18 protein-coding genes are annotated in these 15,756 nt (G+C 39.8%); 4 read left to right on the top strand and 14 right to left on the bottom strand.

The window, feature by feature from the left end; genetic code table 11:
• Positions 1-72: 72 nt before the first annotated feature.
• From MKY27_RS00785 to MKY27_RS00775, 3 genes are all read left to right on the top strand, one after another.
• Positions 73-1,011: a Gfo/Idh/MocA family oxidoreductase gene (locus tag MKY27_RS00785; RefSeq protein ID WP_339196878.1), complete on the top strand. Its 939-nt coding sequence runs from the start codon at positions 73-75 to the stop codon at positions 1,009-1,011.
• A 155-nt stretch (positions 1,012-1,166) separates the two neighbouring features.
• A complete protein-coding gene (locus MKY27_RS00780; RefSeq protein ID WP_339196876.1) occupies positions 1,167-2,768 on the top strand; it encodes a gamma-glutamyltransferase family protein in 1,602 nt (533 codons plus the stop codon).
• Positions 2,769-2,977: 209 nt separating this feature from the next.
• Positions 2,978-3,433, top strand: a complete 456-nt coding sequence (locus tag MKY27_RS00775) for a helix-turn-helix transcriptional regulator (RefSeq protein ID WP_339174740.1) — start codon at positions 2,978-2,980, stop codon at positions 3,431-3,433.
• 35 nt (positions 3,434-3,468) lie between these two features.
• On the opposite strand, the gene MKY27_RS00770 is transcribed toward MKY27_RS00775, so the two are convergent.
• The gene (locus MKY27_RS00770) at positions 3,469-3,777 is read right to left on the bottom strand and encodes a DUF6509 family protein (protein ID WP_339196874.1); all 309 of its coding nucleotides are present in this window, start codon (positions 3,775-3,777) and stop codon (positions 3,469-3,471) included.
• Between the two features lie 134 nt (positions 3,778-3,911).
• Here MKY27_RS00770 and MKY27_RS00765 point away from each other — a divergent pair, with 134 nt between their 5' ends.
• On the top strand, positions 3,912-5,087 hold the full coding sequence (locus MKY27_RS00765; RefSeq protein ID WP_339196871.1) for a DHHA1 domain-containing protein: 1,176 nt from the start codon (positions 3,912-3,914) through the stop codon (positions 5,085-5,087).
• Positions 5,088-5,148: 61 nt separating this feature from the next.
• Here the strand turns inward: MKY27_RS00765 and MKY27_RS00760 are convergent, their stop codons facing one another.
• The 13 genes from MKY27_RS00760 to MKY27_RS00700 all read right to left on the bottom strand — a co-directional run bounded on the left by MKY27_RS00760 (position 5,149) and on the right by MKY27_RS00700 (position 15,537).
• The gene (locus MKY27_RS00760; RefSeq protein WP_339174736.1) at positions 5,149-5,505 is read right to left on the bottom strand and encodes a rhodanese-like domain-containing protein; all 357 of its coding nucleotides are present in this window, start codon (positions 5,503-5,505) and stop codon (positions 5,149-5,151) included.
• 284 nt (positions 5,506-5,789) lie between these two features.
• Positions 5,790-6,608, bottom strand: coding sequence for a metallophosphoesterase (locus MKY27_RS00755; RefSeq protein ID WP_339196869.1), 819 nt, complete (start codon positions 6,606-6,608; stop codon positions 5,790-5,792).
• Positions 6,609-6,645: 37 nt separating this feature from the next.
• On the bottom strand, positions 6,646-7,275 hold the full coding sequence (locus tag MKY27_RS00750; protein ID WP_339196867.1) for a glucose-6-phosphate isomerase: 630 nt from the start codon (positions 7,273-7,275) through the stop codon (positions 6,646-6,648).
• Positions 7,276-7,313: 38 nt separating this feature from the next.
• Positions 7,314-8,027, bottom strand: coding sequence for a silver transporter (locus MKY27_RS00745; RefSeq protein WP_339196865.1), 714 nt, complete (start codon positions 8,025-8,027; stop codon positions 7,314-7,316).
• Positions 7,993-8,880 (bottom strand): ABC transporter ATP-binding protein, encoded by an 888-nt coding sequence (locus MKY27_RS00740; protein WP_339196863.1) that lies wholly within the window; start codon positions 8,878-8,880, stop codon positions 7,993-7,995. The genes MKY27_RS00745 and MKY27_RS00740 overlap by 35 nt, the downstream gene beginning before the upstream one ends.
• A 4-nt stretch (positions 8,881-8,884) precedes the next feature.
• A complete protein-coding gene (locus MKY27_RS00735; RefSeq protein WP_339174729.1) occupies positions 8,885-9,256 on the bottom strand; it encodes a GntR family transcriptional regulator in 372 nt (123 codons plus the stop codon).
• 486 nt (positions 9,257-9,742) lie between these two features.
• Positions 9,743-10,147 carry a Na+/H+ antiporter subunit G gene (locus MKY27_RS00730; RefSeq protein ID WP_339196861.1) on the bottom strand — a complete coding sequence of 135 codons (405 nt, stop codon included), beginning with the start codon at positions 10,145-10,147 and terminating at the stop codon, positions 9,743-9,745.
• Entirely contained in the window at positions 10,125-10,409 is a 285-nt protein-coding gene (locus MKY27_RS00725) for a Na(+)/H(+) antiporter subunit F1 (RefSeq protein ID WP_008407457.1), read from the bottom strand. The genes MKY27_RS00730 and MKY27_RS00725 overlap by 23 nt, the downstream gene beginning before the upstream one ends.
• On the bottom strand, positions 10,406-10,888 hold the full coding sequence (locus tag MKY27_RS00720; protein ID WP_339174728.1) for a Na+/H+ antiporter subunit E: 483 nt from the start codon (positions 10,886-10,888) through the stop codon (positions 10,406-10,408). The genes MKY27_RS00725 and MKY27_RS00720 overlap by 4 nt, the downstream gene beginning before the upstream one ends.
• Positions 10,889-10,902: 14 nt before the next feature.
• On the bottom strand, positions 10,903-12,387 hold the full coding sequence (locus MKY27_RS00715; protein ID WP_339174727.1) for a Na+/H+ antiporter subunit D: 1,485 nt from the start codon (positions 12,385-12,387) through the stop codon (positions 10,903-10,905).
• Entirely contained in the window at positions 12,380-12,718 is a 339-nt protein-coding gene (locus MKY27_RS00710; protein WP_339174726.1) for a Na(+)/H(+) antiporter subunit C, read from the bottom strand. The genes MKY27_RS00715 and MKY27_RS00710 overlap by 8 nt, the downstream gene beginning before the upstream one ends.
• 1 nt (position 12,719) lies before the next feature.
• Positions 12,720-13,142, bottom strand: coding sequence for a Na(+)/H(+) antiporter subunit B (locus tag MKY27_RS00705; protein ID WP_339174725.1), 423 nt, complete (start codon positions 13,140-13,142; stop codon positions 12,720-12,722).
• Positions 13,129-15,537, bottom strand: coding sequence for a Na+/H+ antiporter subunit A (locus MKY27_RS00700; RefSeq protein ID WP_339174724.1), 2,409 nt, complete (start codon positions 15,535-15,537; stop codon positions 13,129-13,131). The genes MKY27_RS00705 and MKY27_RS00700 overlap by 14 nt, the downstream gene beginning before the upstream one ends.
• Between the last annotated feature and the right edge of the window lie 219 nt (positions 15,538-15,756).

Raw genomic sequence — 15,756 nt, 5'->3', positions numbered from 1 at the left:
CTATGTATTCCCAAAATATGTTACACTAACTATCAGAAAAATCCTACATTTCATCTTAAAGGAGCCATTTAAATGACTAAAAAAACGACGATCGGCATTATCGGTACTGGTGTTGTCGGTGAACGTATTATTAACCAGGCACTGCAAAATGAACATTATGAAATTGCGGCAATTTTTGATACGAATGAAGCACGTACAGCACAACTGGCCGCTAAATATAATGTACCCACTACGAATGATTTACAAGCGCTATTGAATTTAAAACCGGATTGGGTGTATATTGGCACACCGCCTGTCAGCCATGCAACACTTGCTGCAGAAATCGCAAAGCACAAATTACATATTTTATCGGAAAAACCGCTTGCCCATGATGCAGCGGACGGTGAAATGATGGTACGCATTGCAAATGAAGCTAATGTAAAAACAGCGATGCATTTTCCATTAATGTACGGTGCAGCAGTCCATCAGCTAAAACAAGAGCTGGCAAAAGATATGGGTGAGATTACACGTATTGAGCTGCATACATATTTCCCTGAATGGCCGCGAAAATGGCAGCAAAACCCTTGGATTGCATCGCGTGAACAAGGTGGCTTTATTCGGGAGATTTTCCCGCATTATTTGCAATTAACGCACCATTTATTCGGTGATATTGAAATTTTGGCGCATGAAACGGCTTATCCTGCAGATGAGGCACTTTGTGAAGTTGGGGTAACTGCTTTAGCGAAAACAGTAAACGGGATTCCAATGGTCATTAACGGTCTTGCAGGCATCGGCCAGGAAGAGCGCATCGATTTTAAGATTTTCGGCACAGAAAAGGTTGTAACGTTACGAAACTGGTCCGAAGTTTATACAAGTAAAGCATATGAGCCGGAAGTGGCAATTACTCCTACTGAAACTCCTGAAACAATGCTCGATGCATGTCGAAAAGTCCTTTTAGGTGAGGAAGCATTTGTCGTACCATTCGAGGAAGGTCTAAAAGTGCAACGCTGGATTGATGAATTGTTAAAGTAATACGATTTTAAGGCTGTTTGGAAAGCGAATTCTCCTTTCCAAACAGTTTTTTATTTCGGATTCTGAAATATTTAAATTGTAAAAAACCCCCTTCTATACTAAAATAGTCGTAATATTCGTTTTATTGAGTCATTAAAAACAAAGGGGGATTTTTTGTGGATCATTTACATTATCCATTTCCAAGTAAGCGTAATACAGTCATCGCCAATCGCGGAATGGTCGCAACATCGCAGCCGCTCGCAGCACAGGCTGGTCTGGACATTTTAAAAAAAGGCGGCAACGCAGTCGATGCTGCCATCGCAACAGCAGCAGCACTTACTGTCGTTGAGCCTACATCAAATGGAATCGGCGGGGACGCTTTTGCTCTTGTCTGGATGAAGGATGAACTTTACGGGCTAAACGCTTCGGGTCCTTCTGCCAAGTCGATTTCCAAAGAAGCATTAACAGAGAGAGGATTAGATCAAATTCCGATGCATGGAGTAATTCCGGTTACTGTTCCTGGCGCACCATCGGCATGGGCAGCTCTTTCTAAACGATTCGGTAAATTGCCTTTAAACGAAGCATTGGCCCCTGCCATTTCCTACGCAGAAGAAGGCTATCCGATTTCCGTAACACTTGGACAATACTGGCAATCGGCCTATAAAAAATATAAAAAGAACTTCACGACTGAAGAATTCCAGCATTGGTTTGAAACGTTTTCAATCGATGGACGGATGCCGGAAATTGGCGAAGTATGGAGTTCCCCAGCACATGGGGACACATTGCGCAAAATTGCCAAAACAAATGGCGAGGCTTTCTATAAAGGCGAGATTGCAGATAAAATCGATGCCTTTATGAAAAAACATAACGGCTTTATTTCAAAGGAAGATTTGGAAAGCTACGAGCCAGAGTGGGTGAACCCGATTAAAGTGCATTACAAAGGCTATGATGTATGGGAAATCCCGCCGAATGGCCAAGGCATCGTCGCACAGATGGCACTGAATATTTATCAGCATGCGGAGCCAAAGTGGCAGGATGCAGAAAATCTACATAATCAGATCGAAGCGATGAAGCTTGCCTATACGGACGGCAAAGCATTTGTCACAGAATCAAATGAAATGCCGGTAAATGTCGAAACACTATTATCTAAATCTTATGGAGAGTCACGCTTTGCGGAAATCAGCGATACAGCACTTGATCCGAAACCGTTCGACATTCCAAAAGGCGGTACGGTGTATTTAGCAACAGCTGATGCAGATGGCAATATGGTGTCGTATATTCAAAGTAACTATATGGGCTTCGGTTCAGGTATTGTTATTCCGGAAACGGGTATAGCACTTCAAAACCGTGGCTATGACTTCTCGCTGGATGAGACACACCCGAACTTCTTAAAGCCAGGAAAACGTACATACCATACAATTATTCCGGGATTCTTAACGAAGGATAATGAAGCAGTCGGTCCCTTTGGCGTAATGGGCGGCTATATGCAGCCTCAAGGTCATTTTCAGGTCATTACGTCCACAATCGATTTTGCACTCAACCCGCAAGCAGCCCTTGATATGCCGAGATGGCAATGGATTGGGGAAAAACGCATTGAAGTCGAACCCCACTTCCCTAGTTATTTAGTGCAGGCATTGCAGCGGAAAGGTCATGATATTCATGTTGCAGTCGACGGCGGCAGTTTCGGACGCGGTCAAATTATTTGGCGTGACCAGAACACTGGCGTACTGTACGGCGGAACAGAACCACGTACTGATGGCGCAATTGCCGCTTGGTAAAATAACTTATAACAACAAAACAGGAGTATCCCGTGGAAGTAAATTTGCGGGATACTCCTTTTATATTTTCATTTTTTGAACATTATAAGTTATGATTAGACCGGGAAAAATCAGTGTCAACACGAGGTTGCGCCCTGACGCACCTATAACTATCTTTACTTTATCCGTACACTTCATCAATACTGAAAACAAGGAAGGGGATGACTCACATGATTTTTAGTGAACGATTAAAAAAAGAACGAGAAAAAAGAGGTTGGTCACAAGCCGAACTTGCCGAGAAAATTCATGTTAGTCGCCAATCCGTTTCAAAATGGGAAACCGGAAAAAACTATCCGAGTATTGAAGTAATCATTGATTTGAGTGATTTATTCGGCATCACAATCGATGAAATGTTGAGGAGTGACGGAGAATTGAAAGAAAAAGTAATTCGAGATAGTAAGAAATTGGCGTATCCAAAATGGAAAGCGTTCTTTGATAGCGTGTTTTTATTAGGGATATTTTTATTGGCCGCAAAACTGATTATAATAGGCTTAAATCATTTTGCGGGTATGAATATTATCATTCCTGAAGGCTTACCAAAAGTCCTTTCAAACTTCTTGCCGTTAGCCTTAATGGTAATTGGCGGGATCGGTGCAGACCAGCTGAAAACGAAATATATTGATTAAAAAAAGGTAGCGAATTCGCTACCTTTTTTTGATGATTATTCAGCTTCTGTTTCACTTGAATCAGCAAATAATTCCTCTTTGCAAAACGCTAAAATCATTGCTTCTTCGTCTTCTTCCAATGCAAAATCCAAAAACTCATTATTGGCTTTATCGATAATAAAATAGTTCACGATGCGTACGTTGTCATCTATTACTCCAACGATTACACGGATTTCTAATCCTGCAGCGGAATACAGTTCATCTTCCTCATCCACTTCTACATCTAATAAAAACTCATAACGCTTACCTTCAATAATCTTCGTCGGATCTAAAATTTCTTCTATTGAAAATTGCGTAATATTCATATTCATGCTCCTTCCGGGAAATGCTTCTATTTTATCATAAACGAAAATTGCCGCGCGTCAAATAACAATCATTCATTTACACCGTGACAGCAACGTTTTCATATGACAAACTAGAAATTAAGGAGTGATGGACTTTGAAAAATCTATTTTATTACGAAGATGCAATGATGAAGGAATTTACGGCACAGGTTGTGAAAACAGGTAAAGATGAAACGGGAAATTTCATTGTACTGAACAATACGGCATTTTATCCTACTGGTGGCGGGCAACCCCATGATACCGGCTGGATTAATGAACTGGAAATTATTGATGTTGAGAAAATCGATGAGGAAATTCGTCATTATACGGCAGCCGATGTGTCGAATATTTCCGGGGAAATATCCGGGAAACTACATTGGTCGCGTCGATTCGACCATATGCAACAACATGCGGGACAGCATATTTTAACGGCAGCCTTTGTGGAATTGTTTGATATGGCGACAGTAAGCTTCCATTTAGGAACAGAGCTTGTAACAATTGATTTAAATGTTGGTGAAGTATCTGAAGATCAGTTGGCGGCAGTGGAAAAACGTGCTAATGAAATCATTTTGGAAAACCGTCCGATTGAAACAAAATGGGTGACAAAAGAGGAATTAGCGCAATATAACTTAAGAAAAGATGTGAAAGTCGACGAAGATATCCGGTTAGTCATTATCCCCGACTATGACTACAACGGCTGTGGCGGTACACATCCTACTTCTACCGGACAAGTAGGCTTGTTGAAGATTTTAGCTACGGAGAAAATGAAAAAGCAGATTCGTGTACATTTCGTTTGCGGTAATCGCGTATTACAGCAGCTGGCTATGCGTAAACAGGTTTTAAGCGATGTGGCCCGCCAATTGAGCGCACCGGAAGAGGAAGCAGCTGATGCGTTGCGTAAATTCGCGAAAACAGCAAAACAAACAGAGAAGAATTTAACGGAAGCGCAAGACGCCCTTCTTGAATTTGAAGCAAAAGAATTAGCAAACGAAAAAGTTGCTGCAGCGACCTTCGAAAACCGCTCAATTCAAAGTTTGCAGAAGCTGGCACGTTTTATTACACAGCAAAATAGTGAGGCAATTGCACTGCTCGTTGCCGATAATGAAGACAAGCTACAATTTGTTGCGGCACGCGGCAGTGAGCAAATGAAATCGATGAAAGATATTTCTGCTGCTGCTTTACCGCTCATTAATGGTAAAGGCGGCGGAAATGATGCACTTGTGCAAGGCGGCGGTGAAAAAAAGGTATCGGCAGAAGCGCTGATTGAGGCTATGAAAGAAGCCTTTCAATAACCTGTTGCGGGATAAATGAAAAAGCTAATGATGGATTGTACCATTCATTAGCTTCTTCTATTTAACCTGCACGCAGTCCATTCATACCACGGCGGACATTTGTTATATCGGTATAACCGAGCTTCACAAGTTCCTTGCACGCCTTATTACTGCGCGCCCCACTTTGACAAATGACGACAATTGGCCGATCTTTCGGCAAATCCCCTAAATACGTTCCAAGAGGACGATTAATAAACTGAGGAATGTGAGCCTCTTTATATTCATTTTGTGTACGGACATCCACAAATACATATTTCTCGTCTTCCAGTAAAGGCTGCAGCTCTTTTGTCGTAATATATTTCACGCCTTTTTTCGGCATAAAACGCACGATCATTGCAATAATTCCCACCATTGCAAGTAGTGTAATAATCCCTTCCATTTGCATACTCCTAAGATCTGTTTTCACTTATTTTACGATACTCTGCACAAGCTTACGAATATTTTGCGCTTTTAGAAAGGGATCCCTACTCTTATGGGATTATATTAGAACTTTTTTGAGTTTATTAGAACAATGGAACACTTTATTTGAACAGTTCACCTGTTTATTAGAAGAACTAAAACCTATTTTAGAACTTCTTGAACATTTATTAGAACTTCCACATTATATTAGAACTTTTTCAAGCTTATTAGAAAACATGCAGCATATATTAGAAAAACTACTGACTAGCTTTCCTTTTTCAGCTCAACGGCATAAATTTCAGGCAAATTAAAGACCCGGTAAGGAAACAGACTATTCCCCAACCCTCTGTTTACGATCATTTCCGTTTCCTGCTCTTCATAAATCCCCGCAGTGTATTTTGGCATGAAACCTTGTGTTGGCGCAAAAAGTCCGCCGATAAATGGCAGACGAATTTGGCCGCCATGTGCATGCCCTGTAAACACTAAATCGATTTCCTTTTCAACATATGTTTCAAACAGTTCAGGACGATGCGACAATAACACTTTAAATGCGTCCGGATCCATATTGTAAAGGGCTTCATCTATCGACTGACCCACTTCTTTTCCCATTAACGGGTCCTCAACACCCGCAATGATAATGTGCTCTCCGTTGCGCTCCAATTGAACCGCATCATTCGGCATTACATGGACATCGAGCTCATTTAAAGCAGTATATATTTCATCTGTTAAATTCAATGCAACTTCGTGGTTACCGAGGACATAGTATACGTCCGTAATTTCGACCAACTGGCGGACAGCCTGCAAACTGTTTTCCAGGTCATAGCGGCGACTATCTACTAAGTCACCCGTTAAGAAAATAGCATCCGGTTTGGTAGCCTGCACTTTTTTTACTAACCGTGACTGATTTTCCCCGAATGTTGCATCATGCAGATCGGTCACTTGGGTAATCCGGTATCCATCAAAACTCGCCGGAATTTTCTCTGATTCATGTACATAATCGGTCGTGACAAGCCAATTATTATTTATATATAAAAATAGATAGACAACACCTATAAAAATGATTAATTTCAATAACTTTTTCAATTTATTCGCTCAATTCATTGTGAGTTTTAAGCAGCTACTAATACCACCCATCTTTATCAATAATATTGAACTGTTTCGGAACATTCAAGTGTAAAATCCGTTTACCAATTAATTCGTTGAGTGGATGATTATAGCTTTCATACTCAGAAGAGCTTAATAGTTCCATAGACAAACGCATTGATTTTGCCGTAAATTTCGTTTCGGTCTCCTCAATGTATAGCTTGTTTTCATTCCACCAAATCTTTGGAGCTGTAACATACGGCGAAATATAAACACGATTCAAATACAGCGGTGTCTCGTAATAAGAAACCTCTATTTTATTGTCATTTGATTCGGTCCAGGAAATAAAGACCGGTAAGTGATGGCCCGTTTGTTTGCGAATAACCTCAATGTTTTCTGCCGTTGCTTCAAATGTTTTGGAAAATTTTAGATGCTCTTCCTTCAGACTTTCAAACTGACGTTTTTTTAAATCCTTCTCCAGCTGTTCAGTTTCCTCCAGTTGCTGCTGTAAAACTTTATCAGAAGCAATCTTTTCCACATTGCCCGATACAAACAGCAAATAGACAAGTGCCAATATTCCACAACTAAAGTAAATTACCGTAAACCAAAGTGTTCTTTTCGGCTTCCAGATTTGCACCTTTGAAACTAACACGTTTGTAACTATCATAGCTATACCTATTATTATAAGAAGTATCAAAATGCCACTCATGTGCGTGTCACCTCTCTTTTCTGTCGGATCAACGCAATCAGAAGCCAAATAACGATGACATAAACAGTACTTCGTCCGATAATCTGCATCGCTCCATCACCAAAAACAAATTGCCATATATCATACGTATATCGACGAATTAATAAGAAGATACCGGCAGCGAGTATGATAAAAGCGATCTTTGAGAAATCAAACATGGCGTGCAAAAAATAGCCGATCGATGCGGCAAGTAATGTACAAACAATAAAACCGATGATAGCAGTAAATGAAATAGTGGAGTCGTAATATATATTCTGTTCTCCCGTACTCAACAGATTAATAAAAACTGAAATAATTAATGTGCTAATTGCAGCCGCAAGTGTAAAAATACATAAAATGATAAGGAATATTCCTGTTGAAGCAACTTCCGTTAAATTTGTCGTGACAATCGAATAATTTTGCCGGGCAAGCTGCTTTGAAGCAAGCATCCAACCTAAAATCAGCATGAGTATAATCGTATAAATAAAAAATCCGTCCAATGAATAAAAGCGCTCTTCATAATTTACAAAACTAGTTCCTGTTCCTAACGAACCGCTCATACCGCCCGAAAGTAACCCCATAAAAATATAAACAATCAGCACCGTACTGAACAGCGAGCTGTACGCCTTACATTTCCATTTTACCTGCTCATAAATATTACGCATTGGACTTACTGTTACGATAGATGTCATCAACGGAACCCCCTTTCGATGTCGTCAACGCTTTGCATACATCACTAGCCGATAAACTTTGCATCCTTACGCCATCAGGTAATGGCAATTCACTGTTTTTCACAATCGCTTCATAAATTGGACCGTTTTCATATGTCGCAAGTAGTTCATATTCTTTTAGTGCCGGCTGCACATTCTCCTTTTGCCCTACTAGCTTGACCGCTAGCTGCTGCACCTCTTCGACTGGAGCGAATAATTCGACTTGCCCTTCATGCAACAGCAAAATGTCTTCGATTAAATGCTCCATTTCATTTAAATAATGACTGGAAATAATCATTATGCGCGGATATGCCATGAAGTCCTTTAAAATAACGCGGTACATATCATCACGGATTGTCTCATCCATGCCATTCATCGGCTCATCCAGCAATGTAATCGCACAGCGGCTGGCAATACCGTAAATCAAATTGAATACGGCTTTTTGACCTTTGGATAAGTGATGGTGGTGATTTTTTTCGGATATCCTGCTAAACTTCAATAGTTCAAATGCTAATTCTGTTGCAAAATTTTTATAAAACCTTTTCCCCGATTCAAGAATTTCCTGTAAGTTCATCACTGACGGAAAAGTCATCGCATCCTCGATAAAAATGGTATTCGCAGCGACCGTTAAATTTTGAAATGGTCTTTTTTCAACGACTTCAATGATTCCACCCGATGTTTTTACATGCCCTGCCAATATTTTCAGCAATGTCGACTTGCCGACACCATTTCGTCCAATGAGCCCAATAATCTTTGGTTCTGTAATTTCAAAAGATACCTGTGTCAATATTGTCTTTCTGCCGTACCGCTTTTCCACTCGTTCGCAAACAATCATTCATTCACCCCTCCTTTTGAATATGCTTGATCAGCTCAATTAAATCTTCATCCATTACCCCTAAACGTTTTGCTTCTTCTACAATTTCCTTTGCCATCTTCGTCAATGTATCACTTCGTCTCGTTGTTAAAATCCGATGTTTTGCATCCCCCATCACGAACATACCAAGCCCTCTCTTTTTATATAAAATTTCTTTTTCTACTAAAATCGTCAGACCTTTCCCTGCGGTTGCCGGATTAATATTAAAAATTTCAGCAAGCTGATACTGGGAATAAACTTTTCCTTCCGGAAGCAGCCGGTCCGCCAATATCTCATTTTCGAGCCATTCCGCTACTTGCATATAAATTGGCATTGTACTCTGTGTGTTAAAAATCAAAGAGATCCTCCTTTCTAAGTTATCCAGTACATTAGTGTTGTAATGTACTATATAAAAGATAAGCTTATTTGTCAATAAATCAAGAAATATTATCCACATATACTATTTATCCACAAAGTTATACACATTAACGTCGATTATCCACAATTTAATCACCATTTTTCAACAGGTTAAATTATATTTATCCACAAAAAATATTTTAAAATTCTATTTTAGAACAGGATTTCAAAAAAATATTCCAATATATTTTCATTTGTTCTAGAAACCGTCACATTTTTCTTCGTAAAGTCTATTTATTTTTATACGAAATAGGAATATTTTTAATTTCTTATATCCATAATCTGTTAAAAATAAAAAACAGTACTCCGTTATTCGATAAATTTGTTACATTATCTACAAGTTATCCACATCGTTCTATTTGTTATCCACTAAAAAAAGCATTTTAAAAGCGATATGTTATCACTTCTAAAATGCTTTTCAAATTCATTATTTAATTTTCTTCAATGTGGCTTCCACTTCTTCTTTTACTTGTAAATTCTCTTCGCCGAATAGAATTTCATTCAATGCATCGTCCCCAGAACCTTCCGCCAGTGGTACGCGCGAACGATATGCTGCGCGACATACTAAATGCCCAGAAACAGGTGCCGTAATAAATACGAAGATAATTCCTAAAATGAGACGAATGCTCACATAGCCATCATGGATCCAAAAGTAAATGAACCCGCCGAACAAGCAAAGCAATACAGAAAGAGTCGCACTTTTCGTTGCTGCGTGTGAGCGTGTGTACACATCTGGTAAACGAATCATGCCGAATGCGCTAATGACACTCACAATTGCACCAAACAAGATAAGAAATGCCGCCATTAATTCAATCAGCTGATTTACGCTCAACAATGACACCTCTTTCTATATATTTTGAGAATGCAATTGTCCCGATAAATGCTAAAATCCCCAGTATTAAAATGGCTTCCAGAAATGCCTTTGTTTTTAAAACAATCGACACGATGGCGATCGCAGAAATTAAATTAACACCAATCGTATCAAGAGCGATTGCGCGGTCAGGCAGTGACGGCCCTTTTATTACACGAAATAGGGAAAGTCCGATTGCCACCATAAATAGAACAAGTGCCGCCTTTAGAATTAAATCGATCATTGTGTCACCTCCAAAATGGCACGTTCAAACTTGCCGATTGAACGGAGTACCGTTTCTTTCGATTCTTCTATATCCATCGCGTGAATATAAAACGTACTGCTATCTTCCGAGACTTCCATTACAACAGAACCCGGTGTCAACGTTAACAACAGGGCCAATGTTGTCACTTGATAGTCCCCTCTTAATTTTGTTTCATAAGTAAAAATACCCGGTGTAAAATTCATCTGTGGATCCAGCACTTGTTTTAATACAGAAATACTTGATGAAAGCAGCTCTCGAATAAATATTAGGATGAGCTTAATAATCTTTAAAACGCGACGCAAGTAAAACTGTGTTCCGAAAAATCGGTGCATAGCATATAAAATCAATGTTCCGACTAAAAAGCCTGACATAAATGTCGTAAAGTCTGCAGTTGGATCATCCTTCAGCAAAAACCAAAGCGCCGCAATAAATAAATTAATAATAAATTGACCTAGCATGTGCTCACCCTCCTTTATTTATTCGTGTTTAAAACCGCATCAATGTATACGGAAGGATTTGATAATGTGTAGGCAGCATCATTCACATAAACCGCCAGACCTTCTGCGCCAACCCCTAAAGCAACAATACAGATCGTCAATAGCACAAATGATACCATCGCCCCGCGTGGCATCCGAATTTTGTCCTCTTCATTAATCGATGTTTCTCCAAAAAATGAAGCAAGGAAAATACGCATTAATGAATAGAGCACGATGATACTCGAACCGAATGCCAGTGCCAATAAAATATAGGACTCTGTTTCAACAGCACCCTGGCCGATCAATACTTTTCCGATAAATCCGCTTAATGGAGGAATTCCGACAAGTGCACATAACATAATGAAGAACAGCCAGCCGAATACCGGATAAATTCGAATTAAACCATTCATATTTTTCACGACAATTTCCCCTGTTAAAAGCACCATTGTTCCGATAAGTAAAAACAGCAATGCCTTACCGAGCATGTCGTGGATTAAGTAATATACCGCGCCTGCCATTGCAGATTCAGTTCCGATTGCAAGTGCCGTCAATATAAAGCCAACACTGATGATAACGTTATACGTAGCAATTGTCCGTACATCGCGTCCGGCAAATGCGCCCATACATCCTGCTATAATTGTCAGTCCTGCCATCACGCCGATCGCTGTATGCGTAACTTCCGGCTGTAATGGAAACATAAGCGTGAACGTACGGAATAATGCATAAATACCGACTTTTGTTAGTAGCGCAGCAAATAATGCCTGTACCGCTGTTGGAGGCACACTGTATGAACCAGGCAGCCAAAAGAACAGCAGCAAGCCTCCCTTTAAAGCAAATACAATGAGGAAAACTAGTGCTACAACCGTCAGTAACGGATCTTGGCCGGCTTCTGCAACGCGCTGTGCAATATGTGCCATATTTAATGTCTTTAACGTTCCGTACATGAATGCGAGGGCTACAAGGAAAATCCATGAAGCGACTACATTAATGAGTACATACTTGATCGACTCGCGCAGCTGTATCTTTCCACCGCCCAAAGCAACAAGTACATAAGACGCCAGGAGCATTACTTCAAAACAAACGAATAAGTTGAAAATATCGCCTGTTAAAAACGAACCGTTTACACCTGCAAGTAGAAACAGAACGAACGGATAAAAATACATTTTTTCGTGACGTTCGCCAATTGTAGAGAAGGCATAGATTAAACAGACTGCTGTAACAATGCTTGCCGTCAAAACAAGAAGGACCGAAAATGAATCGGCAACAAATAATATACCGAATGGCGGTGCCCAACCACTAAAGTCTATACGCATAATACCTTCTGTTTGAATAAGCTGTAACAGGACAACGGATGTTGCTATTACAAAAATCATAGTTACTAAACTTACAACTCGCTGAAGTTTAATATTATTATTTAAAAATACTAATAATGCCGCCGTTATAATCGGCACAATCATAGGCAAAACAATTATATTATTCATCTGATGACCCTCCAAGTTCCTCTAGATCATCGGTTCCGTTCATTAAATACATACGATAAGCCAATACGAGTAAAAAGGCCGTAACAGCAAAGCTGATAACGATTGCTGTTAAAATCAATGCTTGTGGCAAAGCATCGGTATAGGGTGCGGCCGCTTGACCTAATAACGGTACACTCCCCTTTTTTAATCCGCCGACTGTCAATAACAACAGGTGAACGGCATGAGATAAAATGGCGGTGCCGACAATTACACGTATGACACTACGAGAGAGGATTAAATAAGTAGCGACTGCGACTAAAATGCCGACAAGTACAATCATTAATGATTCCATACTATTCATCCTCACTTATATTTAAAATAATCGTTACGAGTGTACCGATAACCGTCAATGCGACACCTGCTTCAAAAATCGTAACAGTCGACAAATGTTTTTCTCCTACTAATGGAAGATTATAATAACCATCTGTCTGTGTTAAAAAAGGTACATCAAAGAAAATCGAGGCAATGGCAGAACCTGTCGTCAGCAATACACCGACTGCAGCAACTTTTTTAAAGTCGAACGGCATGCCTTTATGCACGGTTTCAATGTCGTACGTCAAATATAACAGGACAATCCCCGAGCCAAGCACTAGTCCGCCGATAAATCCGCCACCCGGAGCATTATGTCCTGCAAAAAATAAATACATACCAAGCGTAAAGACGATGAATACAACGCCTCGTACGACTGATTTTAAAATAACATCATTTACTTTCAACGTCTGCATCCCCCTTTTTCGCCTTAAGCTTAATAAGTGTGTAGACGCCAAGTCCTGCAATGAAAAGTACCACTACTTCAAGCATCGTATCAAATGCACGGAAATCGCCTAGAATCGTGTTGACGATATTTTTTCCTCCTGCCAAATCATACGAGTCCTCAAAGAATTTTGAAATTGGTTCAAAACGATCGTAATTCATTACAGCTAATCCGATCAGTGTCACTGTTGCACCGACCGCAATCGAAATTGTTACTTTCGCAAAACGCCAGCTTTTAGAAATATACTCATTTTTAAGCTTCGGTAAATATTTGAATGATAGTAAGAACAATGCTGTTGTAACTGATTCTACGACAAGTTGTGTAAGCGCCAAGTCCGGAGCCCTGAACACGACAAAGAAAAAGGCAACAGAATAGCCGAGAACCCCGTTCAAAAGCACAACTGTAATTCGCTGCTTAGCAAATATGATCGCTATTGCAGCCGCAATCATAACGAATACAAGAACCAGTTCATAAGGCTCGATCACCGAGTCTTTTGAAGGATTCCAGCTGAACACGTCCGCATAAATCATATACCCTGCCAATAGAGTTACAAAAAACACATAGATATATACGAAATAATAAGTTAAGTTACCGTTCATATAACGGTTTGTTACACGTCCTGATACACTCTCACTTGAATTGATCACACGTTCATAAATCGCATTTAACGTAAAGCTTTGCGGAATTAACTGGTAGACTGGACGCCATTTTTTTAATGTGCGATATAAGAAGTACCCTACAACAATGACACCAAGCGTCATAATAAGCTCCGTGTTAAACCCGTGCCATGCTGAAATATGAGGCGTCAATTCTTCAGCCGAAGGAAACATTGGATAAATGCTTGCCATCGCCGGACTTAAAATATAATGTCCCAAAACATTCGGGAATATAAAAATTCCAATGACGAATGCCACTAAAACAAATGGTGAAATTAACATACCAAATGGCGCTTCATGTGGCGGCTTTTCCAGACGATCCGGCTGTATTTTCCCGAAGAAAGTACGCATGACAATAATGACACAGTAAATAAACGTAAAAATACTTGCCACCCAGGCGATGATCGGGAATAAAAGGCCAATGCTATCAAGTGAGAAAATATCAAGCTGCGTAATTTTTAATGTTGCTGTAAAGAACATTTCCTTACTTAAAAAGCCATTGAATGGTGGTAAACCTGCCATTGAGGCGCTGCCGATGACGGCAATTGTGAATGTAAATGGCATTAACGACATCAAGCCGCCTAGTCGGCGAATATCACGTGTGCCTACTTCATGATCGACGATACCGACCATCATAAAGAGCGCACCTTTAAATGTTGAGTGGTTGATTAAATGGAATAGTGCAGCAAAAGTAGCCTGCGTATATATTACTGACTGTGTTGAATAGCCAAAATGCAGCGCTGCAGAACCAAGACCGAATAATGACATGATCAGTCCAAGCTGACTAATCGTAGAGTATGCGAGCAATGCCTTTAAATCATACTGACGAACCGCATTGAACGAGCCCCAGAATAATGTCAGAAGACCTACCCCGCTCACTGCCCAAAACCAAACTTCATGCCCGCCGAAAATCGGTGTTGTACGAGCTACTAAGTAAATACCCGCTTTTACCATCGTTGCGGAATGTAAATAGGCGGAGACAGGTGTCGGTGCTTCCATCGCATCCGGCAGCCAAATATGGAATGGGAATTGTGCTGATTTTGTAAACGCACCTAAAAGTACAAGACACATTGCCGGAACAAAATAAACACTCGATTGCACGACATCCAAATTCTCAATAATTTCGCGAATACTAAACGTTCCGGATGCAACATATAACATTAAAAAACCGGCGAGCATAGCAACCCCACCAGAAACGGTAATGGTCATTGCTTTTCGCGCACCTGCACGAGATGCTTTACGATGATGCCAGAATGCAATTAACAGGAAAGACGATACGCTCGTTAATTCCCAAAATACATAAAGCACCATTAAGTTATCCGAAAATACGACGCCTAACATCGCGCCCATAAATAATAGTAAATAGCAATAGAAATGGTGTAATGATTCTTTCGTTGATAAATAGAAAATTGAGTAAAGTATTACTAAACTGCCTACCCCAGTAATGAGTAAGCTAAAAATCATACTCAAGCCGTCTAAATAAGTAGTAATATTAATACCGAAAGAGGGGATCCACTCAAATGTTTTGATGAACACTTCACCATTGGCAATTCGAGGGATATATGTAGCTAAAATCGAAAACAACGCAACAGGGACAATTAATACGAACCAACCTAAATGTATATTTTTAAATCCCCTGTATATTAACGGGATTAATGCTGCAGCAATAAATGGGAGCATAATCGAGAAAGCAATAACCAAAAGCAATAACCTCCTAACCTATTGAGCCGATAATAATATGTAAAGTTCGGCATTCGAACAATCACACTTGACTATCTATATAACTATCTTCATAATAATGTGGCATATGGGGAATATATTTTCCAACAACAGTAATCTTTTAAGAATTACAAATGCAAAAAATATAACAAAAATTTACTGAATATAAATATGCATCATAGAAATAAGTATACAATAATA

Origin of the sequence: Solibacillus sp. FSL R5-0449, assembly GCF_037975215.1 — a bacterium.
Taxonomy (GTDB): Bacteria; Bacillota; Bacilli; order Bacillales_A; family Planococcaceae; genus Solibacillus.
Note: the sequence above shows the minus strand (reverse complement) of the source record. Positions and strands in the feature narration are given on the sequence as shown.

Coding starts and splice junctions, on each gene's coding strand:
- MKY27_RS00785 (WP_339196878.1), top strand. CDS start 73: ATGACTAAAAAAACGACGATCGGCATTATCGGTACTGGTGTTGTCGGT.
- MKY27_RS00775 (WP_339174740.1), top strand. CDS start 2,978: ATGATTTTTAGTGAACGATTAAAAAAAGAACGAGAAAAAAGAGGTTGG.
- MKY27_RS00770 (WP_339196874.1), bottom strand. CDS start 3,777: ATGAATATTACGCAATTTTCAATAGAAGAAATTTTAGATCCGACGAAG.
- MKY27_RS00760 (WP_339174736.1), bottom strand. CDS start 5,505: ATGGAAGGGATTATTACACTACTTGCAATGGTGGGAATTATTGCAATG.
- MKY27_RS00750 (WP_339196867.1), bottom strand. CDS start 7,275: ATGATAGTTACAAACGTGTTAGTTTCAAAGGTGCAAATCTGGAAGCCG.
- MKY27_RS00745 (WP_339196865.1), bottom strand. CDS start 8,027: ATGACATCTATCGTAACAGTAAGTCCAATGCGTAATATTTATGAGCAG.
- MKY27_RS00740 (WP_339196863.1), bottom strand. CDS start 8,880: ATGATTGTTTGCGAACGAGTGGAAAAGCGGTACGGCAGAAAGACAATA.
- MKY27_RS00725 (WP_008407457.1), bottom strand. CDS start 10,409: ATGATCGATTTAATTCTAAAGGCGGCACTTGTTCTATTTATGGTGGCA.
- MKY27_RS00720 (WP_339174728.1), bottom strand. CDS start 10,888: ATGCTAGGTCAATTTATTATTAATTTATTTATTGCGGCGCTTTGGTTT.
- MKY27_RS00715 (WP_339174727.1), bottom strand. CDS start 12,387: ATGAATAATATAATTGTTTTGCCTATGATTGTGCCGATTATAACGGCG.
- MKY27_RS00710 (WP_339174726.1), bottom strand. CDS start 12,718: ATGGAATCATTAATGATTGTACTTGTCGGCATTTTAGTCGCAGTCGCT.